Genomic DNA, 26,392 nt, shown 5'->3' on the forward strand with positions numbered 1-26,392 from the left:
GCGACGCACCGACCCGCCCGGAGGCGGACGGTCGTGCATCGCGGGGTCGGACCTGGTAGACCCGTGCCATGAGCACCCACGCACACCACCGCGACGACCTCAACCAGTCCGACATCGCGTCCGCCCGGCTGTCTCCGCGCCGCGAGGACGAGGGAGAGGGGTCCGGCGACGTGCTCACCGGGGGAGACGCGACGAAGGCCCCGCAGTCGCTCTCGGAGAACGAGCGCCGGCCCATCGACGGCGCGTCGTCGGGCACGTCCTGGGACGACCCGGACGAGCTGTAGGAACTTCGCGCCCGGCCCCTCAGTCGACGCGCGGCAGGCGGTCGGCGTCGACCGCGATGAGCCGCGGCATCCCCGCGGGGGCGACGGCGCTGAGGGCGAGGTAGCGCGCCTCGGCCCGGTGCAGGCGGATGTGCTCGTCGACGGTCCAGTCGGGACCGTTGGTGAGCGGCATGCCGCACGAGCAGTCGATGGTGACCCGCCCGGCGGCGTCCTCGCGGACCTGCCCGATCGTCACGTGCTCCGACCGCGCGTCCGCCTTGGCGCGGCGCATGGTCGCGCTCACGGGCTCGGGCCGGTCGGCCTGGGGCGGGGGCGAGGCGGGTGCGTCGTTCACGGGTTCCGAGCCTAGACGCCGACGGGACCTCGCCGCACCCGCCGTCGCGGCCCGTCTCAGTGGGTGTGCGCGATCCCGAGCGCGTGCGCCCGCTCGTGCTCGCGCTCGGCGGCCTCGCGGGCGGCGATGCGCGCCCGGACCTCCTCGCGCCGCAGGGGCGGGACCGTCGTCGGCGGGTTGCGGCGCTCGGGCAGCTCGTCGAGCAGGCGCGCGACGATCGCGGTCACCTCGTCGACCGCGCGCTCGAACGGCTCCTCGGTCGCGGCGCTCGTGCGCTGGATGCCCGTGACCTTCCGGACGAACTGGCGCGCGGCCGCCTCGATCTCCTCGTCGGTCGCGGGCGGTTCGAGGCCGCGCAGGGTCGTGATGTTCCGGCACATGCCTCGACGCTACGTGTGTGTGAGGAGCGCCACAAGAGACCGGGGTCAGGCGAGCCGGGCCGTCACCGCGAGGTGCTCGCCCGCCTCGACCCGCACGTCCGCCACCCGCACCCCCGGTGGCAGGTCGGCCGCGAGGTCGACGTGGCGCCCCTCGACCTTCGCCAGCTCGCCGCGGGCCACCACGAGCAGCGCCGCGACGACGGGGTTGCGGCTCGACAGCTCGAGGTCGCGGACGGTGAGCACCATGCGTGCGTCGACCTCGGCGGTGCCGGTCGCGCGCACGCTCGCCGAGAGCAGCCCCTTGCGCACGCGGGCGAACGCCTGGAGCGACACCGTGCGCGGCCCCGTCGCGACGAGGTCGACGTCGAGCGAGGCCAGCGTGAGACCGATGTTCTGCAGCTCGGTGGCGACGATCCTCCGGGCGGTGGCGAGGACCGCCTCGCGCGGGGCCGAGACGCGGACGTGCCCGCCGAGGGGCGCGGCGTCGTCGGGCTCGACGCCCTCGACGGCGAGCGACCCGTCGGCGCCCTCGACCCAGCGGAAGCGCAGTCCTTCGATCTCGGCCGTGACGTCCACGGGGACGTCGTCGACCAGGAGCGGGTGCGCGTCGACCCGGAGCCGGCGCACCACCGCGTCCTCGCGCGAGCGGACGTGCTCGACGTCGACCGTCGGGGAGGTGCTGCGCCCGGACGAGGAGGCGGGCCGGTCCGCCCCCACGCGGACCCGGACACCCGTGAGGTCGACGTCGAGGCGAGCGACGTCCGCGCCCTCGAGGTCGGCGTCGAGCCGGACGGCCGCCGTGCCCTCGACCTCGGGGCCCAGCGCGTCGAGGACGGCCGGCCGCAGGCGTGCGAGCAGCTCGGGGGCGGTCGTGGGACGCGGGGCCGCGCCGAGCGGCAGGACGTCGTGGGCGGGGCGCTGGTCGGGCATGCGCCGAGAGTAGACGACGAAGGCCGCCCCGGCGCCGGGACGGCCTTCGAGTGGTGGGCGATACTGGGATCGAACCAGTGACCTCTTCCGTGTCAGGGAAGCGCGCTACCGCTGCGCCAATCGCCCGGGTGCTGCATACGAGGTGGAGATGGGATTCGAACCCACGTATACGGCTTTGCAGGCCGCTGCCTCGCCTCTCGGCCACTCCACCTTGAGACGCGTCCTCTCATGCTCCCGGGGGAGCGGGCCAGAGAGTGGGCCTCCGAGCGGATGACGGGACTCGAACCCGCGACCCTCACCTTGGCAAGGTGATGCTCTACCAACTGAGCCACATCCGCGCGGCCGATCCGTCGAGGGCTCTCACGAGCCCCGTGGTGATCGGCGCGAAGCACATACTAGCCGACTTCCGCCCGGACCCGTGCATCCGGTCCAGGCGATGGTCGGCGCGAGAGAGGCCGCTCCGGACGGTGCCGGGGCGGCCTCTCACGTCGTGCTCGTGGGCGATACTGGGATCGAACCAGTGACCTCTTCCGTGTCAGGGAAGCGCGCTACCGCTGCGCCAATCGCCCCAGAGGGGTGGTGCTGTTTGCGAGGTGGAGATGGGATTCGAACCCACGTATACGGCTTTGCAGGCCGCTGCCTCGCCTCTCGGCCACTCCACCGCGACCTGCCCTCCGCCACCACGAGGGCGGCAGGAGGGTGGGCCTCCGAGCGGATGACGGGACTCGAACCCGCGACCCTCACCTTGGCAAGGTGATGCTCTACCAACTGAGCCACATCCGCGCGGCCGGACCCTGGAGCTTCGGGGAGCGTTTCCCCCGGCCCTCCGGCGTTCCGGCGCGTCCCAGACATTAGTCCACGTTCGCGTCCGGCGTCCAACCGGCCCCGCCGAGCCCGCGGTCGGTGCTCGGGGGCCGGGGTCCGGGCGGAGGGCGTGCCCTGGGTAGCGTGGTCCCGTGCCAGGACCTGGGAGAACACCCGCGCCGGGGTTCGCTCGCTTCGCCGGGCGCGCCGCGAGCGGCGTGCTCGAGTGCGTCGACCTCCGGCGCGAGCCGGAGCGGCTGGCCGACGACGGGCCGTGGTTCGTGGTCGCCGACTTCGACGACCACGCCCGCGGCGGCCGGGCGCGCGCGTGGCGGTTCGCCGAGCGGCTCGCCCCGTCGGACCTGGACGGGGCGACGCCCGCGGGAGCCCGGGCCGCCCCGTGGCGCGGGCCGGAACCGACCGCGTGGCGCAGCTCCCTGGACCGGGCCGGCTACGAGGCCGCCGTCGCGCACGTGCGCGACGAGGTCCGGGAGGGCGAGGTCTACCAGGCGAACGTCTGCCGCGTGCTGGCGGCCCCGCTCGTCGGGCCGGGCGACGGCGAGCCCGACGCCCGGGCCCTCGCGCGTCGTCTCGCCCGGGGCAACCCCGCTCCCTACGGGGGCGTCCTCCACGTGCCGGCGGGGTCCGGCGTCGACCCGGTGTGGGTCGTCAGCGCCTCGCCCGAGCTGTACCTCCGCGTCGCGGGCGGCGCGGTGACGTCCGGACCCATCAAGGGCACCGCGCCCACCCCCGCGGGGCTCACGGCCAAGGACCGGGCCGAGAACGTCATGATCACCGACCTCGTGCGCAACGACCTCCAGCGCGTGTGCGACCCGGGGACCGTCGAGGTCACGGACCTCCTCGCGGTCGAGCAGCACCCGGGTCTCGTGCACCTCGTGAGCACGGTGACAGGACGCCTGCGCGCCGGGCTCGCGGGGTCGGCCGCGCTGTGGCCCGCGCTGCTCGAGGCCACCTTCCCGCCGGCGTCGGTCTCCGGGGCGCCCAAGTCGTCCGCGCTGCGGATCATCGACGCGCTGGAGCCCGTGCCGCGCGGCCCCTACTGCGGCGCCGTCGGCTGGGTCGACGGCGACGAGGCCGTGCTCGCCGTCGGGATCCGCACCTTCTGGTGGTCCGACGGCGTCCTGCGCTTCGGCACGGGCGCCGGGATCACCTGGGGGAGCGACCCCGCGCGCGAGTGGGAGGAGACCGAGCTCAAGGCGCGCCGCCTCGTCGGCCTCGCCTCGGGCACACTGGAGCCATGAGCACCCCTGCCGCCACGACACCGACGTCCGCGAGCACGACCGAGAACCTCGTGATCTGGGCCGACGGGCGCCTCGTGGCGCCCGGCGAGGTCGCGCTCAGCGCGGTCGACCACGGCGTGACCGTCGGGGACGGCGTGTTCGAGACGTGCGCCGTGTTCGACGGCCGGGCCTTCGCACTCACGCGCCACCTGCGCCGGCTCGCGCGGTCCGCCGCCGGGCTCGGCCTCGACGCGCCGGACGAGCGCCGCGTGCTCGACGGCGTCGAGGCGGTGCTCGCCGAGGCGGACGCGCGCACGCGTGCCGGCGCCGGGCCGGTGGGCCGGCTGCGCATCACGGTGACGGCCGGCGTCGGGCCGCTCGGGTCCGGGCGCACCCCTGGCGAGCAGACCGTCGTCGTCGCGGTCGGCCCCGCGGTCATCCGTCCCGCCGGCCGCGCGGTGCGGTCGCCCTGGACCCGGAACGAGCGCTCCGCCGTCGCCGGGCTCAAGACGACGTCGTACGCGGAGAACGTCGTGGCGCTCGCCGACGCCGTGGGCAAGGGCGGCGACGAGGCGCTCCTCGCGAACACGACCGGCGACCTGTGCGAGGGCACCGGGGCAAACGTCTTCGTCGAGCGCGGGGGCGAGCTCGTCACCCCGCCCCTGTCCTCGGGCTGCCTCGCGGGCATCACGCGCGAGCTGCTGCTCGAGTGGGCCGCGGAGGACGGTCTGCCCGCGCGCGAGGCGCGTCCCGGCGAGCTCCCGTTCGCCGTGCTCGACGAGGTGACCGCGGGGGAGTCGGCGCTGCTGCTCACGGGCTCCGTGCGCAACGTCCAGCCGGTGACCTGGCTCGACGGCGCGGACGTGGCCGCGGGGGAGCTCTCCGTGGCGGCGCGAGACCTGTTCGAGCGGCGTCGTCGCGAGCGTCTCGACCCGTGAGGGCGGCCGGTTTTTCGATCCGGTCCGTTTCAGGCTAGTATCGACCACGCACTCGGGCGATTGGCGCAGTGGTAGCGCGCTTCGTTCACACCGAAGAGGTCACTGGTTCGAACCCAGTATCGCCCACCGAGCAGAGGCCGTCCCCGCACCCGCGGAGGCGGCCTCTTTCGTGTCCCGGGCCGTCGGCGGTCGTCAGGAGTCAGCCGGTCGTGGCGTCCGGCTCGCTCGGCGACCTGACCTCCAGCCCGACGCCGGCTCCCGCGGCCTGGTCGGCCAGGTGCTGCCACGCGGCGGCGTCCGGGACGGCGCCGGGCGGCGGGGCGACGGTGATCGCGCGGTCCGTGACCTCGACGTCGTCCACGCCGAGCTCGAACGCCCCGCGGATCAACGGTGCCAGGACCGCCATGTCCGCGTCGGGCGAGAGGTCTGCCACCAGAGGTCTCGTCGCCGAGGTGCCCGGGTCGCGGTCCTCGTCCCACCACCCCACGTAACGGAGCGGCAGCGCCGTGCCCTCGTCGTGGAGCGCGCGGAGCGCGTCGAGCAGGCGGGCGCGCTCGGCGGACGTCGTCACGACGACGAGCGCGCGGTCGGGGTCGTCGGGGGAGGGCGCCGCTCCCGCGGTGAACCCCGGCGAGGAGAAGTCGCCGTCGTACCCCGGCAGCAGACGACCCATCGCGGTGCTCGCGGCGGCGAACCCGGCCACCGTCTCCTCGGCGAGGCACGCGCTGTCGTACGGCGCCGCGTTCTGGAGGGTCACCGACCCGGCCTCGTCGGTGTCCGGTGCCGCGGTGGTGAGCGTGAGGCGCGTGAGGGGCGCGTCGCGCGCACAGCTCGTCTCGACGAGGCGGCGCACCTGCTCGGCGCCGAGGTCGTCCTCGAGCCGGACGATCGCCTCGTGGTCGTCGGGCCCGACGAGCTGGTTGTCGCGGAACTCGTACTCCACCGACGCGACTCCGTCGACCTGCTCCATCGTCTCCGCCCAGGTCTGCTGGGCGGGTGCGCACCCGGCGAGGACCGCGAGCGCGAGCCCCCCGAGGACCTGGGTGAGCAGCGCCTTCCGCTCGGTGCGTTCCGCTCCCGTCATGGGAAGACGGTAGTGAACCGTGGCGCACGTGACACCCGGGAGCCGGCGCACGTCGAGCGGGTGAAATCTGACGCCGCTCCGCACCGCCGAGCACCCCGGTGCAGGGGGGATCGTCCATGACGAAACGGGGCAAAGTGCTCCCCCGGATGCCCTCGTCCCGGGGGAGGCGGGCGGCGCGCGACAGATCCTGGACGAGCGCCCAGCCTGCACGGTGCCCCGCTGCCGGGCACAGTGCTCGCAGGACCGGTGAAGGCGGTCCGCGCCACCGGGCACACCCGCCGCAGCGTTGCCGTGACGGTCCCGGTGGTCGTCCTGCCGGTCCTCGAGGGGTCGTGCGGACGTCGCTCCTCCTCCGTGCGCAGGGGGCACGGAGGGGTCGCCGGTCGTCGTGGACGCCGCCCCGGGCGTCGTCGCCCCGGCGGTGTCGTCGCGAGCAATCCGCGTTCCGAGTCGTCCTTCATGGACACCTCGGGACCGTTGAGATTTCAACTGTGAGGCACGTTGCGCCCCCGTGCGTCTGTCTGTAGGTTGAGCCCGCCCGCCGAGGCCCGGCGCGGGGGCAAGCGCGCAGGGGGAGCTTGGCGTCGGGCCCGGCGGGCTCAGACGCCCGCGAGGACGCGGGCCGTCCCTTCCGTGCTCGTCCGGTCGCGCAGCGCGCGGCCCAGCCGACGCAGCGCGTCGTCGTCCGCGAGCAGGTCGGACCAGTCGTCCGGGTCGACGCTCGGGGCGTCACCCCGGGCCCGCCGCGCCGCCGCGAGCTGGAGCTGGTAGGCGAGGATCACCTCGCGCGGGCTGCCGGGGACGACGACGCGCACGTGGTCGACGTCGTCCCGACGTGAGTGCAGCGCGAGCGCGGCGAGGCCGTCGAAGATCTCGATGGTCCGGTGGTACTCGTCCACCGCCGCGCTGGACCCGGGGAGGCCCCCGCCGCCCACGGTCGCCGCGACGAAGGCGTGCAGGTGCCCGAGATCGCGACGGCGCTCGCGGGCGAACGCCGCCGACGACGCGAGCTGGCCCACGATCCCGACCGTCAGCAGGACGCTCGCCGCGAGCACGAGGTACCGGGTGCGCACGCCGAGGACGAGGTACGGCTCGGCGCTGCCGGGCTCGTGCAGCAGCGCGGCCACGAAGCTGAGGACGGCCCACACCATGGCGACGACCGCCCCGGCCGCCGCGACGTCCATGCCCCACCGCAGCCGCACGGGGCGGCGCGAGCGCGTGCGGACGCACGACACGGCGAACGTCGCGGTCGCCGCCACGAACGCGCCGTAGTACAGCGCGCGGTACACCCACATGAGCGGCCGGCCGGAGCTCTGGGCGTCGAGGTCGAGGGTCGTCCACGGCCCGCTCGCGACCGCGAGCGCGACCATCGCTCCGCCGACGAGACCGGCCGCGAGCGCCACGTGCCGCGTCCGTGGCGCGTGCCCGGTCGTCGTGCTGTACGCCCACACGCCGACGAAGAGGCACCCGGCGACGAGCGCGACGTGCTTGGCGACCTCGTGCGTGCCGCCGGGGGCGTGCGTCTTGAGGAGCTCGGCGACGGCCGGGACCCGCAGCGCTGACGCCACCGCGACGAACGCGAGGCCGAGCGGGAGAGCCGCGTCGGTGCCTGTGCGGGCGCGCAGCGCCGTCCATGTGGCGGCGGTGACGAACAGGGTCGTGGCGAGGAGGTCGAGCACGTGGCTCATCGGTAGAGCTCGAGGGACGTGAGGCGTGCGGCCGAGCTCCCGTGCGACGCGATGGAGATCATCAGCTCGCTCGCGAGGCGCTCGACGCGCTGCTCGGCGGGGTCGTCGTGCACGTCGCGGCACCCGGTGGGGACCGGGCCCGGAGCGGGGCCGGGGCGGATCGCGTCGAGCACGTGCACGAGCTCGTGCGCGACGACGTGGTCGCGGTGGGGTCCGGGGAGCGTCTGGCGGGCGTCGACGAGGACGAGGTCGCGCTCGGGGAACGCGAGCCACAGGCCGGTGACGCCGGGGCCGAGGTCGCCCTCGACGACCTCGAGCGGCTTGCCGCGGGCCGCGGCGACGAGGCGGCACGCCTCCTCGATGCTGCGGGCGCGGTCGAGCCCTGCGGCGCGCAGGAGGTCATCCATGGTCGGCCTCCGGGGCAGGAGGGTGCCCGTGGGGCGTGCCGGGCGGTGCCACGGGTGGGAGGTGCTCGAGGCTCCGTACGCGGTCGACGATCTCGATGATGGCGCGGACGTTCTCGGGGGACAGCCCCTGGGCGCGCAGCGCGAACTGCTCCACGCCCTCGTCGGCGAGCGCGGCGCGCAGGCGGTCGTCGGGGCTCTCCTCGGGGTCGACGAGGCTGCCCGTGCTCACGTTGAAGAAGGCGGCGATGCCCTCGACGACGCGCAGGCTGGGCGACGAGCGGTGCCCGCCGCGCAGGGCGCTGAGGTACGCCTCGTTGATGGAGTAGCCGCGCTCCGTCATCCAGTGGGCGGCCTCCCTGTTGGTCACGGGACGCCCGCCGCGGCCGCGCGCGAAGAGCTCGTTGAGCCGGTGCCGGAAGACGCGCGCGGTGCGCTCCCCGGGTGCCACGTCGTCGTCCATGGGCCGATTCTGGCAGGCCCGGACCGTGCGTGCGCCGGTCCGGGCCGGCGGGTCACGCGGGTCGTGGCCGCTGCCCGTGCCCCGTCGCGCGGCGTGGTGCCGCCGGGTAGCGTTTCGTGCGGGCGCGGGACGGCCGCCGCCCGGCGCGGGACGCGCGCACCACGACCCCCGAGGGAGCCGGTATGAGCGAGCAGACACCGAAGGACCGGGGCGGACTCGGCGACCTCCTCGGCAAGGCCAAGGAGTTCATGACCGAGGAGCGCATCGACAAGGCCAAGGAGTTCATGACCGACGAGCGCATCGACGAGGTCGCGGGAAAGATCAAGTCGGTCGCCCCGGACTCCGTCGACCGGCACGTCGACACCCTCGCCGAGAAGGCGAAGAAGGCCAACGACTGACCTGCGGGTCGGTACGATCGAGGGGCGCCGTCCACGACGGCGCCCTTCGTGCTGTCGGGGACGCCCCGGCGCCGGGGGACCTGACCGGGCGCCGCGCGCGCCTCCCGCCACAGAACGGAGCACGGACGTGTCTGACGTCGTCTCGTCACCACTCACCATCACCCTCGATGCGGAGGAGACCACGGTGACGACGGGCACGACGGGCACGGACCTGTTCGCGTCGCGTCGCGACGTCGTCGTGATCCGCGTGAACGGGGAGCTCAAGGACCTCGACACGCCCGTCGCGGACGGCGACGTGGTCGAGGGCGTGACGATCGACTCGCCCGACGGCCTCGCGGTGCTGCGGCACTCGGCCGCGCACGTGCTCGCGCAGGCCGTCCAGCAGGTCAACCCGGACGCGAAGCTGGGCATCGGCCCGCCGATCACGGACGGGTTCTACTACGACTTCGACGTCGAGACGCCGTTCACCCCCGAGGACCTCAAGGCGCTCGACAAGGCGATGTCGCGCATCATCAAGGAGGGCCAGACCTTCCGCCGCCGCGTGGTCACCGAGGACGAGGCGCGCGCCGAGCTCGCGCACGAGCCGTACAAGCTCGAGCTCATCGGGCTCAAGGGCTCCGGCACCGCGGACGACACCGAGGGCGCGAACGTCGAGGTCGGCGGCGGCGAGCTGACGATCTACGACAACGTGCGCGGCGCCGGGCGCGAAAGCGAGACGGTGGTCTGGAAGGACCTGTGCCGTGGCCCGCACCTGCCGAGCACGCGCCTGATCGGCAACGGCTACCAGCTCATGCGCTCGGCCGCGGCCTACTGGCGCGGCAGCGAGAAGAACCCGCAGCTCCAGCGCATCTACGGCACGGCGTGGCCGACGAAGGACGAGCTCAAGGCGTACCTCGAGCGGCTCGCGGAGGCGGAGCGGCGCGACCACCGTCGGCTCGGCAACGAGCTCGACCTGTTCTCCTTCCCGGAGGAGATCGGCTCGGGCCTGCCCGTGTTCCACCCCAACGGCGCGACGATCCGCATGGAGATGGAGGAGTACTCGCGCAAGCGGCACGTCGAGGCCGGCTACTCGTTCGTCAGCACGCCGCACATCACCAAGGCGAACCTGTTCCAGACGTCGCGCCACCTCGACTGGTACGCCGACGGCATGTACCCGCCGATGCACCTGGACGAGGAGCTCGACGACGACGGCAACGTCAAGCGGGCGGGCCAGGACTACTACCTCAAGCCGATGAACTGCCCGATGCACAACCTCGTGTACCGCTCGCGCGGGCGGTCGTACCGCGAGCTGCCGCTGCGGCTGTTCGAGTTCGGCACGGTGTACCGCTACGAGAAGTCGGGCGTCGTGCACGGGCTCACGCGGGCGCGCGGCTTCACGCAGGACGACGCGCACATCTACACCACGCGCGAGCAGATGCGCGACGAGCTGGGCTCGCTGCTCTCCTTCGTGCTGGACCTCCTGCGCGACTACGGGCTCGACGACTTCTACCTCGAGCTGTCGACGCGCGACCCCGAGAAGTCGGTGGGCGACGACGCCACGTGGGAGGAGGCGACCGAGGTCCTGCGCCAGGTCGCGACGGAGTCGGGCCTCGAGCTCGTCGCCGACCCGGGCGGCGCGGCGTTCTACGGCCCCAAGATCTCGGTCCAGGCGAAGGACGCGATCGGCCGCACGTGGCAGCTCTCGACGATCCAGCTCGACTTCTTCGAGCCGGAGCTGTTCGAGCTCGAGTACACGGCGTCCGACGGCACGCGCCAGCGTCCCGTGATGATCCACCGCGCGCTGTTCGGCTCGATCGAGCGGTTCTTCGGCATCCTCGTCGAGCACTACGCCGGCGCGTTCCCCGCGTGGCTCGCGCCCGTCCAGGTCGTGGCGGTCCCCGTCGCGGAGCCGTTCAACGACTACGTGGCCGACGTCGTCGCGCAGCTCAGGGCACAGGGGATCCGCGCGGAGGTCGACTACTCCGACGACCGGTTCGGCAAGAAGATCCGCAACGCGAGCACGCGCAAGGTCCCGTTCGTCCTCATCGCGGGCGGCGAGGACGCCGAGGCGGGCGCCGTGTCGTTCCGCTACCGCGACGGCCGCCAGGACAACGGCGTGCCCGTCGCCGAGGCCGTCGAGCGGATCGTCTCCGCCGTGCGCGACCGCGTCCAGGTCTGACGGCGCGTGAGCGACGAGCGCACGGGGGCGCCCGGCGCGGCCGACGAGGCCGCGCCGGGCGCCGCACCCGACCCCGCGACCGGTGCGACGGTCGAGACGCCGGACGCGCACCCACGGTTCGACGACGGCCTGGACCGGCTCTGGACGCCGCACCGCATGGTGTACATCGGCGGGCAGGACAAGCCCGCGGACGACTCGCGCGGCCAGTGCCCGTTCTGCCGCGTGCCGGACCGCACGGACGAGGACGGACTGATCGTCGCGCGCGGCCGGACCGCGTACGTCGTGCTCAACCTCTACCCGTACAACCCGGGCCACCTCATGGTCGTGCCGTACCGGCACGTGTCCGACTACACGGACCTCACGGAGGCCGAGACGGTCGAGGTCGCGCACCTCACGCAGACCGCCATGCGGGTCGTGCGCGCGGTGTCCGCGCCCGACGGCTTCAACCTCGGTATGAACCAGGGCGCGGTCGCGGGCGCGGGCATCGCCGCGCACCTGCACCAGCACGTCGTGCCGCGCTGGGCGGGGGACGCGAACTTCCTGCCGATCGTCGCGCAGACGAAGGCCGTGCCGGAGCTGCTCGCCGACACGCGGGCGCGGCTCGCGGCCGCCTGGCCGACGACCGGCGAGGGGGACGACGCCTGATGTTCGGTCGCCTGCGCGCGCTCACCACGCGCCTGTTCACGCCGCTCGCCGCGTTCCTCCTGCGCGTCGGGGTGAGCCCGGACGCGGTGACCGTCACGGGGACGCTCGGCGTCGTCGTCGGCGCGCTGTGGCTCTTCCCCACGGGCCACCTGTTCGCCGGGGTCATGGTCGTCATGGTCTGCGCCTTCGCCGACGTGCTCGACGGCGTCATGGCGCGCCGCGCCGGCCGGTCGGGCCCCTGGGGCGCGTTCCTCGACTCGACGCTCGACCGGCTCGCCGACGCCGCCGTGTTCGTCGGGCTCACGCTGTGGTTCGTCCGCGCCGACGACCCGCGGCTCACGCCCGACCTCGCCGCGTGGGGGACCGTCGTCGCGCTCGCGTGCCTCGCGCTCGGCGCCGTCGTGCCGTACGCACGGGCACGAGCCGAGAGCGTCGGCATGACCGCGCAGGTCGGGATCGCCGAGCGCGCCGACCGCCTCGTCGCGGCCCTCGTCGCCGCCGGGCTCGTCGGCCTGGGCCTGCCGCCCGTCGTGCTCGTCGTCGTGCTCGGCTTGCTCGCGCTCGCGAGCGCGGTGACGGTCGTGCAGCGCGTCGCGACGGTGCGCCGCCAGGCGCTCGCCCTCTCCGCGAGCGCCTCCCGGACCGACGACACGGAGGACGGTCGCTGATGGCCCTCGACGCCGGCAAGGCGTTCACGTTCGCCTGGCGCAACGCGCGCAAGGTGCCTGACCCGCTGCTGCGCGGGCTGTTCGACGCGATCGCCGACGTGACGTGGCTCGTGCACGGCGGGGGAGTGCGCCAGCTCGAGCGCAACCTCGCGCGCGTCCGGCCCGGGCTCTCGCCGCGCGCCCTGCGCCGGCTGTCGCGCGCGGGGATGCGGTCGTACATGCGGTACTACCGGGAGGCCTTCACGCTCCCGGCCTGGACGCCGGAGCAGGTCGAGGCGCGCGTGCGGCTCGTCGGGTACGAGAACCTGGCCGAGCACCTCGACGGCGACCGGAGCCCGGTGCTCGCGCTGTCCCACCAGGGCAACTGGGACCTCGCGGGCGCGTACGCGACCCCGCACATCGCGCCCGTGCTCACGGTCGCGGAGCGGCTGAAGCCCGACGAGCTGTTCGAGGAGTTCCTCGCGTTCCGCACCGGGCTCGGGCTCGAGATCCTCGCGCTCGGCGACGGCGACGTCTTCCGCGACCTCGTGCGCGGCGCGAGCCGGCCGGGGAAGATCATCCCGCTGCTCGCCGACCGCGACCTCACCCACCGCGGCATCGAGGTCGACCTCTTCGGCGAGCGGGCGCGGGTCGCGGCCGGGCCTGCGGCGCTCGCCGTGAGCACGGGCGCGCCGCTCGTGCCGGCCGGCATCTTCTACGAGCGCCTGCGCGGGGAGCGGCGCCGGGCCGCGGGCTCGCCCTGGGGCCTGGTCATCCGCTTCTTCCCGCGCGTCGAGATCGCCATGGACGTCCCGCGCGCCCAGCGGGTGGCCGCGGCGACCCAGTCCTGGGTCGACGCGCTGAGCGTCGCGATCCGCGAGCACCCGCAGGACTGGCACATGCTCCAGAAGGTGTTCGTCGACGACCTCGACCCCGAGCGCTACGCGCGCACGCGCGCCGCGGCGGGCGAGCCGGCCCCGGACGCGGAGCGTGCCGCATGAGCCTGCGCGTGGGCATCGTGTGCCCCTACTCGTTCGACGCCCCCGGCGGCGTGCAGTTCCACGTCCGCGACCTCGCCGAGGCGCTCATGGCGCGGGGCCACGAGGTCTCGGTGCTCGCCCCGGCCGACGACGACACGCCCGTCCCGGACTACCTCACCTCCGCCGGCGGCGCGGTGCCGGTGCGCTACAACGGCTCCGTCGCGCGGCTCACGTTCGGCCCGCGCACGGCGGGTCGCGTGCGCCGCTGGCTCGACGCCGGACGGTTCGACGTGCTGCACCTGCACGAGCCCGTCACGCCCTCGCTGAGCATGCTCGCGCTCTGGATCGCGCAGGGCCCGATCGTCGCGACGTTCCACACGTCGCTCGTACGCTCGCGCGCGCTCCAGGTCGCCTACCCGCTCGTGCGGCAGAGCCTGGAGAAGATCGACGCGCGCATCGCGGTCTCGGAGGACGCGCGGCGCACGCTGGTGGACCACCTGGGCGGCGACGCCGTCGTCATCCCCAACGGCGTGTACGTCGACACGTTCGCCGACGCCGTGCCGAGCCCGGCCTGGCAGGGCACGCCCGAGGCGCCGACGGTCGCGTTCCTCGGGCGCCTCGACGAGCCGCGCAAGGGCCTGCCCGTCCTGACGGCCGCGATCCCGCGGATCCTCGAGCAGCTCCCCGGCGCGCGGTTCCTCGTCGCCGGGCGCGGCGACGACGGCCGGGACGCCGCGATCGAGGCGCTCGGCGCGCACGCGTCGTCCGTCGAGTTCCTCGGGGGCGTGAGCGACGAGGACAAGGCGAGCCTGCTCGCGTCGGTGGACCTCTACATCGCCCCGCAGACCGGGGGCGAGAGCTTCGGGATCGTCCTCGTGGAGGCGATGAGCGCCGGGGCGTGCGTCGTCGCGAGCGACCTCGGCGCGTTCCGCCGGGTGCTCGACGACGGCGCCGCGGGCGTGCTGTTCCCCGTCGGCGACCCCGCGGCGCTGGCCCGCGCGGTGGTCGACGTCCTCGCGGACCCCGACGCCCGCGCGGCGCACCGGGCGCGCGCGGCCGAGTTCGTGCGGCGGTTCGACTGGTCCGCGGTGACCGACCAGGTCTCCGCGGTGTACGACATGGTGCTCGCGGCGTCCGAGGCGGTCATCCCCGTGCACGAGGACCCGCGCTCGCGTCGCGGCGGGCGGCTGCTGGGCCGCGTCCGCGAGGAGGAGGTGGGTCGCCCGTGACCTGGTCCGAGACCGCCGTCCTCGTCCTCGTCGTCGCGGCCCTGGCCGCGTGGCTGCTGTGGGTCGCCGCGTCGCGGCTCGACCGCCTCCACCGCAAGGTCATGGCGTCGCGGCTGGCGCTGGACGCCCAGCTCGTGCGCCGCGCGTCGGCCGCCGTGGACCTCGCGGCGTCCGGCGAGCTCGACCCCGCGAGCTCCGTCCTCGTCGCCGAGGCCGCGCACGCCGTCCTCGACGACGACGCCGACGCGCGCCGGCTCCGTGAGCAGGTGCCCGGCCTCGTGCCGCCGGACGGCCCCCGGCCCCGGCGTCTCCTGGGCGGCATGGCGGAGTCGCGCGCGCTCGCCGAGAGCGACCTCACCGCGACCCTGCGCTCCGCGCTGGAGGACGCCGACGACCTCGCCGAGGTGCGGTCGGTCCCGGCGGGCGACGAGCTGCTCGCGACGCTGTCCGCCGCGTGGTACCGCGCCCAGCTCGCGCGCCGCTTCCACAACGAGGCCGTCGCGCAGGCGCTGCGCGTGCGCAGCAAGTGGTGGGTGCGCCTGTTCCACCTGGCGGGCCACGCGCCGATGCCCGTCACGGTCGAGCTCGACGACGCCGCGCCGGACGTCCTCGTGCGGCCGGTCGCCTCCGCGGCCACGGCCGACTGAGGGTCGGCTCTCGCGTGCGGTACCGGGCTCGGCGGCCCCCTCCCGGCCGGTCCGGGCGCCGAGGCCGTGGACGTCCCGGCGATAGGATGGGAGCGCGTGGGAGCATGTGCCGTCGAGCCTGTTCGACGGCGTCCGCGCGCGAGCGCGCGACGTTCCCCTGACCTGAAGGTGTGAGGTACCGGTGACCAACGTGGCCGACCAGAACGTCCCTGCCGAGAGCGCCCCGGGCGCCGCGACCACGGAGGGTGCCGGCGCGGTCGGCACCGCGAAGGTCAAGCGGGGGATGGCGGAGATGCTCAAGGGCGGCGTCATCATGGACGTCGTCACGCCCGAGCAGGCGAAGATCGCCGAGGACGCCGGGGCGGTCGCGGTCATGGCCCTCGAGCGCGTGCCCGCCGACATCCGCGCCCAGGGCGGCGTCTCGCGCATGTCCGACCCGGACATGATCGACGGGATCATCGAGGCCGTCTCCATCCCCGTGATGGCCAAGGCGCGCATCGGCCACTTCGTCGAGGCGCAGGTGCTCCAGTCGCTCGGCGTGGACTACGTCGACGAGTCCGAGGTCCTCACGCCCGCGGACTACGCCAACCACATCGACAAGTGGCAGTTCACCGTCCCGTTCGTGTGCGGGGCGACCAACCTCGGCGAGGCGCTGCGCCGCATCACCGAGGGCGCCGCGATGATCCGCTCCAAGGGCGAGGCCGGCACGGGCGACGTCTCCAACGCGACCACGCACATGCGCACCATCCGCGGGGAGATCCGCCGCCTCACGTCGCTCCCCGAGGACGAGCTGTTCGTCGCCGCGAAGGAGCTCCAGGCGCCGTACGAGCTCGTCAAGGAGGTCGCCGCGACCGGCAAGCTCCCGGTCGTCATGTTCACGGCCGGCGGGATCGCGACCCCGGCCGACGCCGCGATGATGATGCAGCTCGGCGCCGAGGGCGTGTTCGTGGGATCGGGCATCTTCAAGTCCGGCAACCCCGCCCAGCGCGCGGCCGCCATCGTCAAGGCGACGACGTTCTACGACGACCCCGACGTGATCGCCAAGGTCTCGCGCGGTCTCGGCGAGGCGATGGTCGGCATCAACGTCGACGACATCCCCGTCCCGCACCGTCTGGCCGAGCGCGGCTGGTGACCGACCGCCGCGCGTCGCAGCCGTCCGTCGTCGTGCCGACGACGGACGGCTGAGCCGTCGTGGCCGAGGCCGCCGGAGCGCCGTCGTCCCTGGGCCCCGACTGGGTGCTCGGGGACGACGGCCTGTACTTCCGTCGCGGCGCGCGCGTGCTGCTCCTCGACGACGCCGATCGCATCCTCCTGGCGCGCGGGCACGACGTCGACCAGCCCGAGCGTTCGTGGTGGTTCACGATCGGCGGGGGAGTGGACCCGGGCGAGAGCGACGTCGACGCCGCGCTGCGCGAGGTCCACGAGGAGACGGGCCTGCGCCTCGACCCGGGCGCGCTCGTCGGCCCGGTGTACACGCGCAGCGCGATCTTCGACTTCTACCGGCAGCACTGCCGCCAGGACGAGGTGCTGTTCCTCGCGCGCGTCACCGGGGCGGACCGCGACGGCGGGCTCAGCCGCGCCGGGTGGACCGACGTCGAGCTCGACGTCGTCGACGAGATGCGCTGGTGGACGCTCGACGACCTGCGCGGCGTCCAGATCGAGGTGTTCCCCGAGGGGCTGCCCGACCTCGTCGCACCGCTGCTGCGCGGGTGGGACGGCGTGACGCGGCACCTCGGCACGGCGCGCGCGGACTGACCGGCGCTACGCCCGGCGGGCGATCACCCGCCACACGATCCCGCCGACGAGCAGCCCCGCGCCCAGCAGCCCGCCGCCGATCGCGACGAACCACAGCACGATCGTGCCGCCGAGCGTCGCGAAGAACGTGCCGAAGCGCCAGCCCTCGGTGACGACGAACGTCGTGCCCGCGGGCGCTGCGCCCTGCGCGACGGTCACCGTGCACGTCCCGGACGCCGGCGACGTCACCTCGGCCACCGTCGTCGCCTGGGAGGAGCCCAGGCCGGAGCTGCCGGACACCGACGGAGCGCTCACGGTGAGGTCGCCGTCGGCGCAGGTCACGGTCACGTCCTCGACGTCGAGGCCCGCGCCGGCCGAGGACCCCGCGCGGCCCACCGCCCAGATGCTGTACGGCTGGCCGCCCGTGACCTCGAGCTCCGCCTCGCCCGGCACGTCGCCCGACGCGAGCGCCGCCGACCCGGGCCGGCCCGCGCCGTCGATCACGCCGGTCGGCAGCGCCCGGACGAACGTCGTGACGCCGAGGACCCCCGCCACGAGCGCGAGCACGAGCACGACGGCGCCGACCACGATCATCGTCGTGGCGCCGCGCGTGCTGCGCGGGGGCCGCGGCGCCGCCCCGGGGTACGGCGCCGGACCGGGCGCGGGATAGGGCTGGCCAGGGGAGGGCGGGTAGGTCACGACGGCGAGGCTAGCAACCGTGGGCGCGGCCGGAGGCCCGCCGCGGGACGGGCGGCGGGGGCCGCCGACGTATCATTCCCCTTCGTGACGATCACGATCGGTGTCCTGGCCCTCCAGGGCGACGTGCGCGAGCACCGCGCCGCGCTCGAGGCCGCGGGCGCCCGCACGGTCGGCGTCCGCCGCCCCGAGGAGCTCGCCGGGGTCGACGGGCTCGTGCTCCCGGGCGGCGAGTCGACGACCATCGACAAGCTCCTGCGCATCTTCGAGCTCGACGAGCCGCTGCGCGCGCGCATCGCCGAGGGCCTGCCCGTCTACGGCTCGTGCGCCGGCATGATCCTGCTCGCCGACCGCATCCTGGGCGGCACCGCCGACCAGCGCACCATCGGCGGGCTCGACGTGACGGTCCGCCGCAACGCGTTCGGCCGCCAGGTCGACTCGTTCGAGACCGACCTCGCGTTCGCGGGTCTGGCGCCGGCGGACGACGGGCGCGACGGCGCACCGAGACCGGGCCAGGACGGGGACGCGGTGCACGCCGTGTTCATCCGGGCGCCCTGGGTCGAGGAGACCGGGCCCGGGGTCGAGGTGCTCGCCCGGATCCCCGAGCACGGCGCACCCGGCATCCCCGCGGCCGCCGCCGGTAGGATCGTCGCAGTCCAGCAGGGATCGCTGCTCGCCACCTCGTTCCACCCGGAGATCTCCGGGGACGCGCGCGTGCACGAGCTGTTCGTCAGAATCGCGAAGGGGTAGGAACGCATGTCAGGGCACTCCAAGTGGGCCACGACCAAGCACAAGAAGGCGGCCATCGACGCCAAGCGCGGCAAGCTCTTCGCGAAGCTCATCAAGAACATCGAGGTCGCGGCGCGCACGGGCGGCGGTGACCCCGCGGGCAACCCGACGCTGTTCGACGCCATCCAGAAGGCGAAGAAGTCGTCGGTCCCCAACGACAACATCGACCGCGCCGTCAAGCGCGGCTCGGGCACCGGCGCCGACGCCGTCGACTACCAGACGATCATGTACGAGGGCTACGGCCCCAACGGCATCGCCGTCCTGGTCGAGTGCCTCACCGACAACAAGAACCGTGCGGCCTCCGAGGTCCGCCTCGCGTTCAGCCGCAACGGCGGCAACCTCGCCGACCCGGGCTCCGTGTCCTACCTCTTCGCGCGCAAGGGCCTCGTCGTCGTGCCGAAGGCCGAGGGCGTGACCGAGGACGACGTCATGCTCGCCGCGCTCGAGGCGGGGGCCGAGGAGGTCACCGACTCCGGCGACGTCATCGAGGTGCTGTCCGAGGCGAGCGACCTCGTCGCCGTGCGCAGCGCGATCCAGGAGGCGGGGATCGAGTACGACTCCGCCGACTCGATCTGGCACCCGTCGATGGAGGTCGAGGTCGACGCCGAGGGCGCGCGCAAGATCCTGCGCCTCATCGACGCGCTCGAGGACAGCGACGACGTGCAGAACGTCTACGCCAACTTCGACGCGTCGGACGAGGTCATGGCGGAGCTCGATAACGACGACTGATCCGGCGGAGCTCGCGTCCTGATGGTCGGGTCGCGGCGCGGCCGGGAGGTCGGTGCGCGGTCTACCATCCGCGGCGCTCGTGCCTCGCGCCGCTCCCGCCAGGCCCGCCACGACCGCGCACCGACCTCCCGGCCCCACCGCTGGCTGGTCCGTCGCCGGACCGCGTGGCACGGCCGGTCCGTGCCGTTCACGTGAAAGGGTCGAGGGGTGCGCGTTCTCGGAGTGGATCCTGGGCTGACCCGGTGCGGTGTCGGGGTGGTGGACTCCGCGCGGGGGCGGCGGGCCGAGCTCGTCGCGGTCGGGGTGATCCGGACGGACCCGGAGCTGAGCGTGGACCTGCGGCTGCTGCGGATCGCGGAGCGGCTGGACGCGTGGTTCGACGAGCACGTGCCCGACGTCGTGGCGGTCGAGCGCGTGTTCGCGCAGCACAACGTCGGGACGGTCATGGGCACCGCGCAGGCCGCGGGCATCGCGATGGTCGGGGCGGCGAAGCGGGGCGTCCCCGTCGCGCTGCACACGCCGTCGGAGGTCAAGGCCGCGGTCACGGGGAGCGGACGCGCCGGCAAGGAGCAGGTCCAGCGCATGGTCGCGGGGATCCTCGGCCTCGCGGAGCCGCCGAAGCCCGCGGACGCGGCCGACGCGCTCGCGCTCGCGATCTGCCACCTCTGGCGCCCCGCGGGCGCCCTCCAGGGCGGCGAGCGGCACGAGCTCACCGCCGCGCAGCGCGCCTGGGCGGCCGCCGAGCACGCGGCGAAGGGACGGCGCGCGCCGCGCTAGCGGCGCCGGTTCCGCCGGTCGTGCCGGTGGGGGTGCCGGCGGTCCGTGTCGGTCGGTCGGCGGGTGGGCGGCCCTTGCTAGAGTGACCGCGGTCGTACGGGTGTTCGACGCGCCCCTCGGCGCGCGGCCCGACGGCGGTCCTCGGGGCCGGCGGACCATCGGACCAGGTCGGTGCTGCCGACCGGGAGAGGAGCCTGCGTGATCGCGTCCCTGAGCGGTGTCGTGGCGAGCGTCCAGCTCGACCGCGCCGTGCTCGAGGTCGGAGGAGTGGGCTACCTCGTCCACGCCACGCCCGCCACGCTCGCCGGCCTGCGCGTCGGGGAGACGGCGCGCCTCGCGACGAGCCTCGTCGTGCGCGAGGACTCGTTCACGCTCTACGGCTTCGCCGACGACGACGAGCGCGCCGTCTTCGAGACCGTCCAGACCGTGAGCGGCGTCGGTCCGCGCCTCGCGCTCGCGATGCTCGCCGTGCACACGCCCGACGGCCTGCGTCGTGCGGTCGCGGGTGCCGACATCGCCGCGCTCGTGCGCGTCCCGGGCATCGGCAACAAGGGCGCGCAGCGGATCGCGCTCGAGCTCGGCGACAAGCTCGGCCCGCCCACGGGCGCCGACGCCACCGAGGCGGGATCGATCGCCTCGGCGTCGGCGCCGCGTCCGGAGGACCGGCGCGACCAGGTGGTCGAGGCGCTCGTCGGGCTCGGCTGGAACCTCAAGGCCGCGGACGACGCGGTGTCCACCGTGCTCGCCGAGGCGGGCGTCGACGTCGTCGAGGCACCCGACGTGGCGGGCGCGCTGCGTGCCGCGCTGCGGGTGCTCGGCGGGCCGAGGAGCTGACGATGGCGACCTTCGACCAGGTGGGACTCGACGACCTCGGCGGGGACGGCACGTTCTCGTCGGAGCGCATCGTCGCTGCGGGTGCGGACGACCTCGAGCGTGCGGCCGAGGCCGCGCTCCGCCCGCGCCGGCTGGAGGAGTTCGTCGGCCAGGCCGTCGTGCGCGACCAGCTGTCGCTCGTGCTCCAGGCCGCGCTCGCGCGGGGGAGCGCACCCGACCACGTGCTCCTGTCGGGGCCGCCCGGGCTCGGCAAGACGACGCTCGCCATGATCATCGCCGCGGAGCTCGGCACGTCGCTGCGCGTGACGTCCGGGCCCGCGATCCAGCACGCCGGCGACCTCGCGGCGGTGCTGTCCTCGCTCGAGGAGGGCGAGGTCCTGTTCATCGACGAGATCCACCGGCTCGCGCGACCGGCCGAGGAGCTCCTCTACATGGCGATGGAGGACTTCCGCGTCGACGTCGTCGTGGGCAAGGGTGCCGGGGCGAGCGCCATCCCGCTCTCGCTGCCGCCGTTCACGGCGGTCGGCGCGACGACGCGCGCCGGGCTCCTGCCCGCGCCGCTGCGCGACCGGTTCGGCTTCACCGGGCACCTGGACTTCTACTCGGGCGACGAGCTCGAGCGCGTGCTGACGCGCTCGGCCGGTCTGCTGGGCGTCGCGCTCGACCCCCAGGCCGCCCGCGAGATCGCGGGGCGCTCGCGGGGGACGCCCCGCATCGCGAACCGCCTGCTGCGGCGCGTGCGCGACTGGGCGCAGGTGCGCGGCGACGGGACCATGGACCTCGCGGCCGCGCGCGCGGCCCTTGAGGTCTACGAGGTGGACCCGATCGGCCTCGACCGGCTCGACCGCGCGGTGCTCACCGCGCTGTGCACGCGCTTCAACGGCGGTCCCGTCGGCCTGACGACGCTCGCCGTGACGGTGGGCGAGGAGGCGGAGACGGTCGAGACCGTCGCCGAGCCGTACCTCGTGCGCGAGGGGCTGATCGGGCGGACGCCGCGGGGCCGCGTCGCGACCCCGGCCGCCTGGGCGCACCTCGGGCTCACCCCGCCGCGCGAGGGCGGCACGCTCTTCGACGCCTGAGGCGACGCCGGCGGTCATGGGCCCGGGAGGGCGTCCCGTGACGGCGGTCACAGGCGCTCCGCGGGTGGTCCTAGAATGGTCGGACCCGGGCGGGCGGAACTCCGCGGCGAGACGGCTCGTTGGTGAACCGTGCGCGCACGCCTAGACTGCGCGCAGATCCCGCACAGAACAGGACACGAGACTCCGTCATGGATATCAGCTTCATCCTCATCCTCGCCCTCGCGGCGGGTGCGATGTTCCTCATGACCAGCCGCACCCGCAAGCAGCAGCGCGAGGCCCAGAACTTCCGGGCGACCCTCGCCCCCGGGCAGGAGGTGATGACGGGCTCGGGCATGTTCGGCACGGTCGTCGACGTCGACGACGAGGCCGACGTCATCACCATCGAGTCGACGCCGGGCAACCAGTCCCGGTGGCTGCGCGCCGCGATCGCCAAGCTCGTCGAGCCCCCGGTCGAGGAGACCGAGGAGACGACGGCGGACGACGCGTCCGAGGGCGTGGCCGAGTACGGCAGCGCCGGTGCCGACGCCGGGACCACCACGAAGGGCGACGTCGACGACCTCGTCGTGCCCGACGACCTCTCCGGTCTGACCGACGACCGGTCGGAGAAGGACCGCGGACGCCGGGACGACGGCACCGACATCAAGTGACCCTATGCCGGTCGCTGCCGCGACCGGCCTGACGCGGTGGGCCGCGAGGCCCACCGCACACGCACGAGAAGAGACGGACAGTTGGCCACCAGCAGCACACGAGCGAGGCCCGTACGGACCCTCGTCACCCTGGGAATCCTCATCGTCGTCCTCTTCGGGTCCCTCTTCGCGGGCACGAAGCTCGACCCGAAGACCGAGGACAACCCGGGCGGGGCGAGCCTCACCCCGGGCCTCGCGCTCGATCTCGAGGGTGGCACGCAGATCATCCTGGAGCCCGTCACCACCGACGGCTCGCAGCCGACGGCCGAGGACATCAACCAGGCGATCAACGTCATCCGCCAGCGCATCGACGCGCAGGGTGTCTCCGAGGCCGAGATCACGAGCCAGGGCCGTAACAACATCGTCGTCGGCATCCCGGGGCAGCCGTCCCAGGAGACCATCGACCTCGTCAGCACCTCGGCCCAGATGCGCTTCCGCCCCGTGCTCTCCGTGGGCATGCCGACGGCGACGCCTGCCGACGACGAGTCCACCGACCCGGCCGCGGGCGACGACGCCGCGGCCGAGGACGCCCCGGACGCGACGGAGTCCGCGGACGCGGCCACCGACGGCGCGACGGACCCCGCGGCCGAGGACGGCACGGACCCGGCGGCCGACGCAGCGACGGACGCCCCGGCGGAGGACGCCACGACGGACCCGGCGCCGGAGACGACCCGCCCGGAGAACCCGAGCGACCTCGCGCAGATCACGCCGGAGCTGCAGGCGCAGTTCGACGCGCTCGACTGCACGCTCCCCGAGAACCTCGTGGGCGGCGACAGCGGCCCGACCGACAGCGCGTTCGTCTCGTGCGCCGACGACGGCACGGCCAAGTACATCCTCGGGCCGGTCGAGATCGAGGGCACCGACATCTCGAACGCGAGCTCCGGCCTGCGCGTCGGGCAGAACGGCGTCGTCACCAACGAGTGGGTCGTCAACATCGAGTTCGACTCCGAGGGCACCAAGGCCTTCCGTGACGTCACGACGCGTCTCACGACGCTCCCGTCGCCGCAGAACCAGTTCGCGATGGTCCTCGACGGCCTCGTCATCTCGGCGCCCGTCTCGCAGGTCGCGATCCCCGACGGCAAGGCCGAGATCTCGGGCAGCTTCACGCGCGACAGCGCGGCGACGCTGGCGAACCAGCTCAACTTCGGCTCGCTGCCCCTGACCTTCGAGGTGCAGAGCCAGGAGCAGATCTCCGCGACGCTCGGCTCCGAGCAGCTCGAGAAGGGTCTGCTCGCGGGCGCGATCGGCCTGCTGCTGGTCGTCATCTACTCGCTCTTCCAGTACCGCGTGCTCGGCCTGGTCACCGTCGCGTCGCTCGGCATCGCGGCCGTCGTGACGTTCGGCGTGATCTCGGTGCTCTCGTGGACGATCGGGTACCGCCTGTCGCTCGCCGGCGTCGCGGGGCTCATCGTCGCGATCGGTATCACCGCGGACTCGTTCATCGTGTACTTCGAACGCATCCGCGACGAGCTGCGCGACGGCCGGACGCTGAACTCCGCGGTGGAGAAGGGCTGGCAGCGTGCCCGCCGCACGATCCTCGCCTCGGACGCGGTGAACTTCGTCGCCGCGGTGGTCCTGTACTACCTGGCGGTCGGCGGCGTGCGCGGCTTCGCGTTCACGCTGGGCCTGACCACCCTGGTCGACCTGATCGTGGTGTTCCTCTTCACGCACCCGCTCATGCAGCTCCTCGCCCGGACCAAGTTCTTCGCGAACGGCCACCCGGCGTCGGGCCTCGACCCGCGGCGCCTCGGGGTGCGCGGCACGCGGTACGCAGGTCGCGGCCGCGTCGTCGGGGCGACCTCGACGGCACCCGCGGACGGCGGCGACGTCGTCGAGGACGCGCCGGTGCAGGACGCCCCGGCGCGCGAGCGCACGGCGCCCGTCCGGGAGACGGTCGGTGCCGGCGTCGGCCGGTCCGACGGCCCGCGCATGACCATCGCCGAGCGCCGTGCCGCCGAGCGGCGGGCCGCCGCCTCCGCGGACGGCGACGAGGGGTCCCCGGCCGCTGACGCGGCGGGCGACGAGAACGAGGAGAAGCACTGATGGCCAGCGGTTTCGCCCAGTGGGGCAACGACCTGTACACGGGCCGCCGGTCCTACGCCATCGTCGCCAAGCGGCGCGCCTACTTCGTGGTGGCGCTCGTCCTGGTCGTCCTGTCCCTCGGCATCATCGGGGTCCGGATCGCCGGTGACGGGCTCAACCTCGGCATCGAGTTCCGCGGCGGGTCGGAGTTCACCGTCTCGGGCGTCTCGGACACCTCGCAGCAGCCGGCGCTCGACGCCGTCGCGGCGGTCGCCCCCGAGGAGGTGCCGCGCGTCACCTCGGTGGGCTCCAGCACCGTGCGGGTGCAGACGGCGGAGCTCAGCAACGCGCAGGTCGAGCAGGTCGCCGTCGAGCTCGCGAGCGCGTACGACGTGTCCGAGGGGGAGGTGACGAGCTCGTACATCGGCCCCACCTGGGGCAAGGACGTCTCCCAGAAGGCGATCGTCGGCCTCGTCGTCTTCCTGCTCCTCGTGAGCCTGGTCATGACGATCTACTTCCGGAACTGGCGCATGGCGCTCGCCGCGGTCATCGCGCTGTTCCACGACCTCATCGTCACGGTGGGCATCTACGCGGCGATCGGCTGGGAGATCACGCCGGCGACGGTGATCGGCCTCCTGACGATCCTCGCGTACTCGATCTACGACACGGTCGTGGTCTTCGACAAGGTCCGCGAGAACACCGCGGGCGTCCTCGACCAGACGCGCAGCACGTACGCCGAGCGGGCCAACCTCGCGATCAACCAGACGCTCGTGCGCTCGATCAACACGTCCGTCGTCGCGCTGCTCCCCGTCGCGGGCATCCTCTTCATCGGGGCGTTCCTGCTGGGCGCGGGCACGCTGCGCGACATCGCGCTCGCGCTCTTCGTCGGCATGGCCGTCGGCGCGTACTCGTCGGTGTACCTCGCGACGCCGCTCGAGGTCGCGCTGCGCGAGCGGGAGAAGCCCATCCAGGAGCACACGGCCAAGGTCCTCGCGCTGCGCGCGGAGCGGGCCGAGGTCGCGGGCGACGAGGAGGACGCCGCGCTCGCGGCGGCCGGCGTCGGGGCGGGGCACCGCCAGCTCCAGCCGGGCGCGCACCAGGGCAACAAGGCGCAGCCGCGCCGCCGTCGTCCCCGATGACGGCACCCGGTCACGTGCCGGCCGGCGAGGCGGGCGGCCTGCGCGCCGTCCACCTCGCCGGGCTCGGCCCGGAGCGCGCCTCGCGCGTGCTCGAGCTCGTCCGTGCCGTCCCGGACTACCCGGGACCGGGGATCGTCTTCCGGGACATCACCGGCCTGCTGGCCGACGGCGACGCCTTCGGCCACGTGGTCGAGGCGCTCGGCGACGTCGCGCGCGCCGCGGGCGGGGTCGACCTCGTCGCGGGCATGGAGGCGCGGGGGTTCCTCATCGGGGCGCCGCTCGCCACGCACCTCGGCGTCGGGTTCGTGCCGCTGCGCAAGGCGGGCAAGCTCCCGCCGCCCACGGACACCGTCACGTACGACCTCGAGTACGGCACCGCGACCATCGAGCTCCGGTCGGGAACACTGCCCCCGGGTGCGCGTGTTCTCGTGGTGGACGACGTGCTCGCGACCGGGGGCACGGCGGCCGCGGGCGCCGAGCTCGTCGAGCGCGGGGGAGGCGTCGTGGTGGGCCTGGCGTTCCTCCTCGAGCTCGAGGGCCTGGGAGGCCGCGAGCGGCTCGCGGGCCGCGAGGTGGCCACGCTGGTCCACGTCGAGTCGTAGGATTGCCACTCCGGTCGTCTCGGCTGGTCGCCGGCATCGTGCCGGTGGCGG

General features: G+C 74.3%; 29 protein-coding genes and 7 tRNA genes. 22 read left to right on the forward strand and 14 right to left on the reverse strand.

All coding sequences use genetic code 11. From position 1 onward, the window contains the following. Window positions 1-68 precede the first annotated feature (68 nt). On the forward strand, window positions 69-284 hold the full coding sequence (locus HKK73_RS08910; protein ID WP_021482368.1) for a hypothetical protein: 216 nt from the start codon (window positions 69-71) through the stop codon (window positions 282-284). Between the two features lie 19 nt (window positions 285-303). On the opposite strand, the gene HKK73_RS08915 is transcribed toward HKK73_RS08910, so the two are convergent. The 9 genes from HKK73_RS08915 to HKK73_RS08955 all read right to left on the reverse strand — a co-directional run bounded on the left by HKK73_RS08915 (window position 304) and on the right by HKK73_RS08955 (window position 2,711). Beyond that, on the reverse strand, window positions 304-618 hold the full coding sequence (locus tag HKK73_RS08915) for a hypothetical protein (RefSeq protein ID WP_332306497.1): 315 nt from the start codon (window positions 616-618) through the stop codon (window positions 304-306). 56 nt (window positions 619-674) lie between these two features. Continuing rightward, window positions 675-998 (reverse strand): DUF2277 domain-containing protein, encoded by a 324-nt coding sequence (locus HKK73_RS08920; RefSeq protein ID WP_034653086.1) that lies wholly within the window; start codon window positions 996-998, stop codon window positions 675-677. 45 nt (window positions 999-1,043) lie between these two features. Further along, a complete protein-coding gene (locus tag HKK73_RS08925) occupies window positions 1,044-1,928 on the reverse strand; it encodes a hypothetical protein (protein ID WP_144723152.1) in 885 nt (294 codons plus the stop codon). Between the two features lie 51 nt (window positions 1,929-1,979). Then, window positions 1,980-2,054, reverse strand: a tRNA-Val gene (locus HKK73_RS08930). Between the two features lie 14 nt (window positions 2,055-2,068). Then, window positions 2,069-2,139 (reverse strand) — tRNA-Cys (locus tag HKK73_RS08935). A 54-nt stretch (window positions 2,140-2,193) separates the two neighbouring features. After that, window positions 2,194-2,266, reverse strand: a tRNA-Gly gene (locus HKK73_RS08940). A gap of 159 nt (window positions 2,267-2,425) precedes the next feature. Then, window positions 2,426-2,497: transfer RNA gene (locus HKK73_RS08945), tRNA-Val, on the reverse strand. 22 nt (window positions 2,498-2,519) lie between these two features. After that, window positions 2,520-2,590, reverse strand: a tRNA-Cys gene (locus HKK73_RS08950). Between the two features lie 48 nt (window positions 2,591-2,638). After that, window positions 2,639-2,711: transfer RNA gene (locus HKK73_RS08955), tRNA-Gly, on the reverse strand. A 239-nt stretch (window positions 2,712-2,950) separates the two neighbouring features. Between HKK73_RS08955 and HKK73_RS08960 the strand changes: the two genes are divergently transcribed. The 3 genes from HKK73_RS08960 to HKK73_RS08970 all read left to right on the forward strand — a co-directional run bounded on the left by HKK73_RS08960 (window position 2,951) and on the right by HKK73_RS08970 (window position 5,037). Further along, complete coding sequence (locus HKK73_RS08960; RefSeq protein WP_371810609.1) at window positions 2,951-3,994, forward strand: chorismate-binding protein; 1,044 nt, start codon at window positions 2,951-2,953, stop codon at window positions 3,992-3,994. Next, window positions 3,991-4,911, forward strand: coding sequence for an aminotransferase class IV (locus HKK73_RS08965; RefSeq protein WP_171467835.1), 921 nt, complete (start codon window positions 3,991-3,993; stop codon window positions 4,909-4,911). The genes HKK73_RS08960 and HKK73_RS08965 overlap by 4 nt, the downstream gene beginning before the upstream one ends. A gap of 54 nt (window positions 4,912-4,965) precedes the next feature. Beyond that, window positions 4,966-5,037, forward strand: a tRNA-Val gene (locus HKK73_RS08970). A gap of 73 nt (window positions 5,038-5,110) precedes the next feature. Here the strand turns inward: HKK73_RS08970 and HKK73_RS08975 are convergent. From HKK73_RS08975 to HKK73_RS08990, 4 genes are all read right to left on the reverse strand, one after another. Then, on the reverse strand, window positions 5,111-5,995 hold the full coding sequence (locus HKK73_RS08975; RefSeq protein ID WP_171467836.1) for a hypothetical protein: 885 nt from the start codon (window positions 5,993-5,995) through the stop codon (window positions 5,111-5,113). Between the two features lie 599 nt (window positions 5,996-6,594). After that, window positions 6,595-7,683 carry a hypothetical protein gene (locus tag HKK73_RS08980; RefSeq protein ID WP_171467837.1) on the reverse strand — a complete coding sequence of 363 codons (1,089 nt, stop codon included), beginning with the start codon at window positions 7,681-7,683 and terminating at the stop codon, window positions 6,595-6,597. After that, window positions 7,680-8,090: a hypothetical protein gene (locus HKK73_RS08985; RefSeq protein WP_085388009.1), complete on the reverse strand. Its 411-nt coding sequence runs from the start codon at window positions 8,088-8,090 to the stop codon at window positions 7,680-7,682. Before HKK73_RS08985 ends, HKK73_RS08980 begins: the two co-directional genes overlap by 4 nt. Then, a complete protein-coding gene (locus tag HKK73_RS08990) occupies window positions 8,083-8,550 on the reverse strand; it encodes an XRE family transcriptional regulator (protein WP_171467838.1) in 468 nt (155 codons plus the stop codon). The genes HKK73_RS08985 and HKK73_RS08990 overlap by 8 nt, the downstream gene beginning before the upstream one ends. Before the next feature lie 182 nt (window positions 8,551-8,732). On the opposite strand from HKK73_RS08990, the gene HKK73_RS08995 reads away from it, so the two are divergent. From HKK73_RS08995 to HKK73_RS09035, 9 genes are all read left to right on the forward strand, one after another. Continuing rightward, window positions 8,733-8,948 (forward strand): hypothetical protein, encoded by a 216-nt coding sequence (locus HKK73_RS08995; protein WP_031316353.1) that lies wholly within the window; start codon window positions 8,733-8,735, stop codon window positions 8,946-8,948. Window positions 8,949-9,075: 127 nt separating this feature from the next. Next, window positions 9,076-11,106, forward strand: coding sequence for a threonine--tRNA ligase (thrS, locus tag HKK73_RS09000; protein WP_081599789.1), 2,031 nt, complete (start codon window positions 9,076-9,078; stop codon window positions 11,104-11,106). Window positions 11,107-11,112: 6 nt separating this feature from the next. Continuing rightward, entirely contained in the window at window positions 11,113-11,751 is a 639-nt protein-coding gene (locus HKK73_RS09005) for an HIT domain-containing protein (protein ID WP_371810610.1), read from the forward strand. Next, window positions 11,751-12,419: a phosphatidylinositol phosphate synthase gene (gene pgsA / locus HKK73_RS09010; RefSeq protein WP_061267246.1), complete on the forward strand. Its 669-nt coding sequence runs from the start codon at window positions 11,751-11,753 to the stop codon at window positions 12,417-12,419. Before HKK73_RS09005 ends, pgsA begins: the two co-directional genes overlap by 1 nt. Continuing rightward, window positions 12,419-13,399: a phosphatidylinositol mannoside acyltransferase gene (locus tag HKK73_RS09015; RefSeq protein WP_171467839.1), complete on the forward strand. Its 981-nt coding sequence runs from the start codon at window positions 12,419-12,421 to the stop codon at window positions 13,397-13,399. Before pgsA ends, HKK73_RS09015 begins: the two co-directional genes overlap by 1 nt. A 2-nt stretch (window positions 13,400-13,401) precedes the next feature. Beyond that, window positions 13,402-14,607, forward strand: a complete 1,206-nt coding sequence (locus HKK73_RS09020; RefSeq protein ID WP_171468723.1) for a glycosyltransferase family 4 protein — start codon at window positions 13,402-13,404, stop codon at window positions 14,605-14,607. Continuing rightward, window positions 14,604-15,254 (forward strand): hypothetical protein, encoded by a 651-nt coding sequence (locus tag HKK73_RS09025; protein ID WP_171467840.1) that lies wholly within the window; start codon window positions 14,604-14,606, stop codon window positions 15,252-15,254. Before HKK73_RS09020 ends, HKK73_RS09025 begins: the two co-directional genes overlap by 4 nt. A gap of 190 nt (window positions 15,255-15,444) precedes the next feature. Then, window positions 15,445-16,386: a pyridoxal 5'-phosphate synthase lyase subunit PdxS gene (gene pdxS, locus HKK73_RS09030; RefSeq protein WP_034652135.1), complete on the forward strand. Its 942-nt coding sequence runs from the start codon at window positions 15,445-15,447 to the stop codon at window positions 16,384-16,386. A gap of 59 nt (window positions 16,387-16,445) precedes the next feature. Continuing rightward, window positions 16,446-17,009: an NUDIX hydrolase gene (locus tag HKK73_RS09035; protein ID WP_085388003.1), complete on the forward strand. Its 564-nt coding sequence runs from the start codon at window positions 16,446-16,448 to the stop codon at window positions 17,007-17,009. Between the two features lie 6 nt (window positions 17,010-17,015). Here the strand turns inward: HKK73_RS09035 and HKK73_RS09040 are convergent, their stop codons facing one another. Next, entirely contained in the window at window positions 17,016-17,687 is a 672-nt protein-coding gene (locus HKK73_RS09040) for a hypothetical protein (RefSeq protein ID WP_171467841.1), read from the reverse strand. 84 nt (window positions 17,688-17,771) lie between these two features. Between HKK73_RS09040 and pdxT the strand changes: the two genes are divergently transcribed. The 9 genes from pdxT to HKK73_RS09085 all read left to right on the forward strand — a co-directional run bounded on the left by pdxT (window position 17,772) and on the right by HKK73_RS09085 (window position 26,341). After that, window positions 17,772-18,434: a pyridoxal 5'-phosphate synthase glutaminase subunit PdxT gene (gene pdxT / locus HKK73_RS09045; protein ID WP_171467842.1), complete on the forward strand. Its 663-nt coding sequence runs from the start codon at window positions 17,772-17,774 to the stop codon at window positions 18,432-18,434. Window positions 18,435-18,440: 6 nt separating this feature from the next. Continuing rightward, the gene (locus tag HKK73_RS09050) at window positions 18,441-19,202 is read left to right on the forward strand and encodes a YebC/PmpR family DNA-binding transcriptional regulator (protein ID WP_171467843.1); all 762 of its coding nucleotides are present in this window, start codon (window positions 18,441-18,443) and stop codon (window positions 19,200-19,202) included. A 207-nt stretch (window positions 19,203-19,409) separates the two neighbouring features. After that, complete coding sequence (gene ruvC, locus HKK73_RS09055; RefSeq protein WP_034654762.1) at window positions 19,410-19,979, forward strand: crossover junction endodeoxyribonuclease RuvC; 570 nt, start codon at window positions 19,410-19,412, stop codon at window positions 19,977-19,979. Window positions 19,980-20,177: 198 nt separating this feature from the next. After that, window positions 20,178-20,813, forward strand: coding sequence for a Holliday junction branch migration protein RuvA (ruvA, locus tag HKK73_RS09060; RefSeq protein WP_171467844.1), 636 nt, complete (start codon window positions 20,178-20,180; stop codon window positions 20,811-20,813). A 2-nt stretch (window positions 20,814-20,815) separates the two neighbouring features. After that, complete coding sequence (gene ruvB / locus HKK73_RS09065; RefSeq protein WP_061267253.1) at window positions 20,816-21,892, forward strand: Holliday junction branch migration DNA helicase RuvB; 1,077 nt, start codon at window positions 20,816-20,818, stop codon at window positions 21,890-21,892. 188 nt (window positions 21,893-22,080) lie between these two features. Beyond that, window positions 22,081-22,539, forward strand: a complete 459-nt coding sequence (gene yajC, locus HKK73_RS09070) for a preprotein translocase subunit YajC (protein WP_171467845.1) — start codon at window positions 22,081-22,083, stop codon at window positions 22,537-22,539. Window positions 22,540-22,620: 81 nt separating this feature from the next. Continuing rightward, complete coding sequence (gene secD / locus HKK73_RS09075) at window positions 22,621-24,621, forward strand: protein translocase subunit SecD (RefSeq protein WP_253705865.1); 2,001 nt, start codon at window positions 22,621-22,623, stop codon at window positions 24,619-24,621. After that, complete coding sequence (gene secF, locus HKK73_RS09080; RefSeq protein ID WP_043651870.1) at window positions 24,621-25,739, forward strand: protein translocase subunit SecF; 1,119 nt, start codon at window positions 24,621-24,623, stop codon at window positions 25,737-25,739. Before secD ends, secF begins: the two co-directional genes overlap by 1 nt. After that, on the forward strand, window positions 25,736-26,341 hold the full coding sequence (locus HKK73_RS09085) for an adenine phosphoribosyltransferase (RefSeq protein ID WP_081895974.1): 606 nt from the start codon (window positions 25,736-25,738) through the stop codon (window positions 26,339-26,341). Before secF ends, HKK73_RS09085 begins: the two co-directional genes overlap by 4 nt. Window positions 26,342-26,392: the final 51 nt, after the last annotated feature.

Origin of the sequence: Cellulosimicrobium sp. 72-3 (assembly GCF_013127315.1) — a bacterium.
Classification (GTDB): Bacteria; Actinomycetota; Actinomycetes; order Actinomycetales; family Cellulomonadaceae; genus Cellulosimicrobium; species Cellulosimicrobium funkei.

Bases quoted from the DNA above. Each gene is read 5' to 3' on its own strand.
- HKK73_RS08910 (WP_021482368.1), top strand. From the start codon at position 69: ATGAGCACCCACGCACACCACCGCGACGACCTCAACCAGTCCGACATC.
- HKK73_RS08920 (WP_034653086.1), bottom strand. From the start codon at position 998: ATGTGCCGGAACATCACGACCCTGCGCGGCCTCGAACCGCCCGCGACC.
- HKK73_RS08925 (WP_144723152.1), bottom strand. From the start codon at position 1,928: ATGCCCGACCAGCGCCCCGCCCACGACGTCCTGCCGCTCGGCGCGGCC.
- HKK73_RS08965 (WP_171467835.1), top strand. From the start codon at position 3,991: ATGAGCACCCCTGCCGCCACGACACCGACGTCCGCGAGCACGACCGAG.
- HKK73_RS08975 (WP_171467836.1), bottom strand. From the start codon at position 5,995: ATGACGGGAGCGGAACGCACCGAGCGGAAGGCGCTGCTCACCCAGGTC.
- HKK73_RS08980 (WP_171467837.1), bottom strand. From the start codon at position 7,683: ATGAGCCACGTGCTCGACCTCCTCGCCACGACCCTGTTCGTCACCGCC.
- HKK73_RS08985 (WP_085388009.1), bottom strand. From the start codon at position 8,090: ATGGATGACCTCCTGCGCGCCGCAGGGCTCGACCGCGCCCGCAGCATC.
- HKK73_RS08990 (WP_171467838.1), bottom strand. From the start codon at position 8,550: ATGGACGACGACGTGGCACCCGGGGAGCGCACCGCGCGCGTCTTCCGG.
- HKK73_RS08995 (WP_031316353.1), top strand. From the start codon at position 8,733: ATGAGCGAGCAGACACCGAAGGACCGGGGCGGACTCGGCGACCTCCTC.
- pgsA (WP_061267246.1), top strand. From the start codon at position 11,751: ATGTTCGGTCGCCTGCGCGCGCTCACCACGCGCCTGTTCACGCCGCTC.
- HKK73_RS09015 (WP_171467839.1), top strand. From the start codon at position 12,419: ATGGCCCTCGACGCCGGCAAGGCGTTCACGTTCGCCTGGCGCAACGCG.
- HKK73_RS09050 (WP_171467843.1), top strand. From the start codon at position 18,441: ATGTCAGGGCACTCCAAGTGGGCCACGACCAAGCACAAGAAGGCGGCC.
- ruvB (WP_061267253.1), top strand. From the start codon at position 20,816: ATGGCGACCTTCGACCAGGTGGGACTCGACGACCTCGGCGGGGACGGC.
- yajC (WP_171467845.1), top strand. From the start codon at position 22,081: ATGGATATCAGCTTCATCCTCATCCTCGCCCTCGCGGCGGGTGCGATG.
- secF (WP_043651870.1), top strand. From the start codon at position 24,621: ATGGCCAGCGGTTTCGCCCAGTGGGGCAACGACCTGTACACGGGCCGC.
- HKK73_RS09085 (WP_081895974.1), top strand. From the start codon at position 25,736: ATGACGGCACCCGGTCACGTGCCGGCCGGCGAGGCGGGCGGCCTGCGC.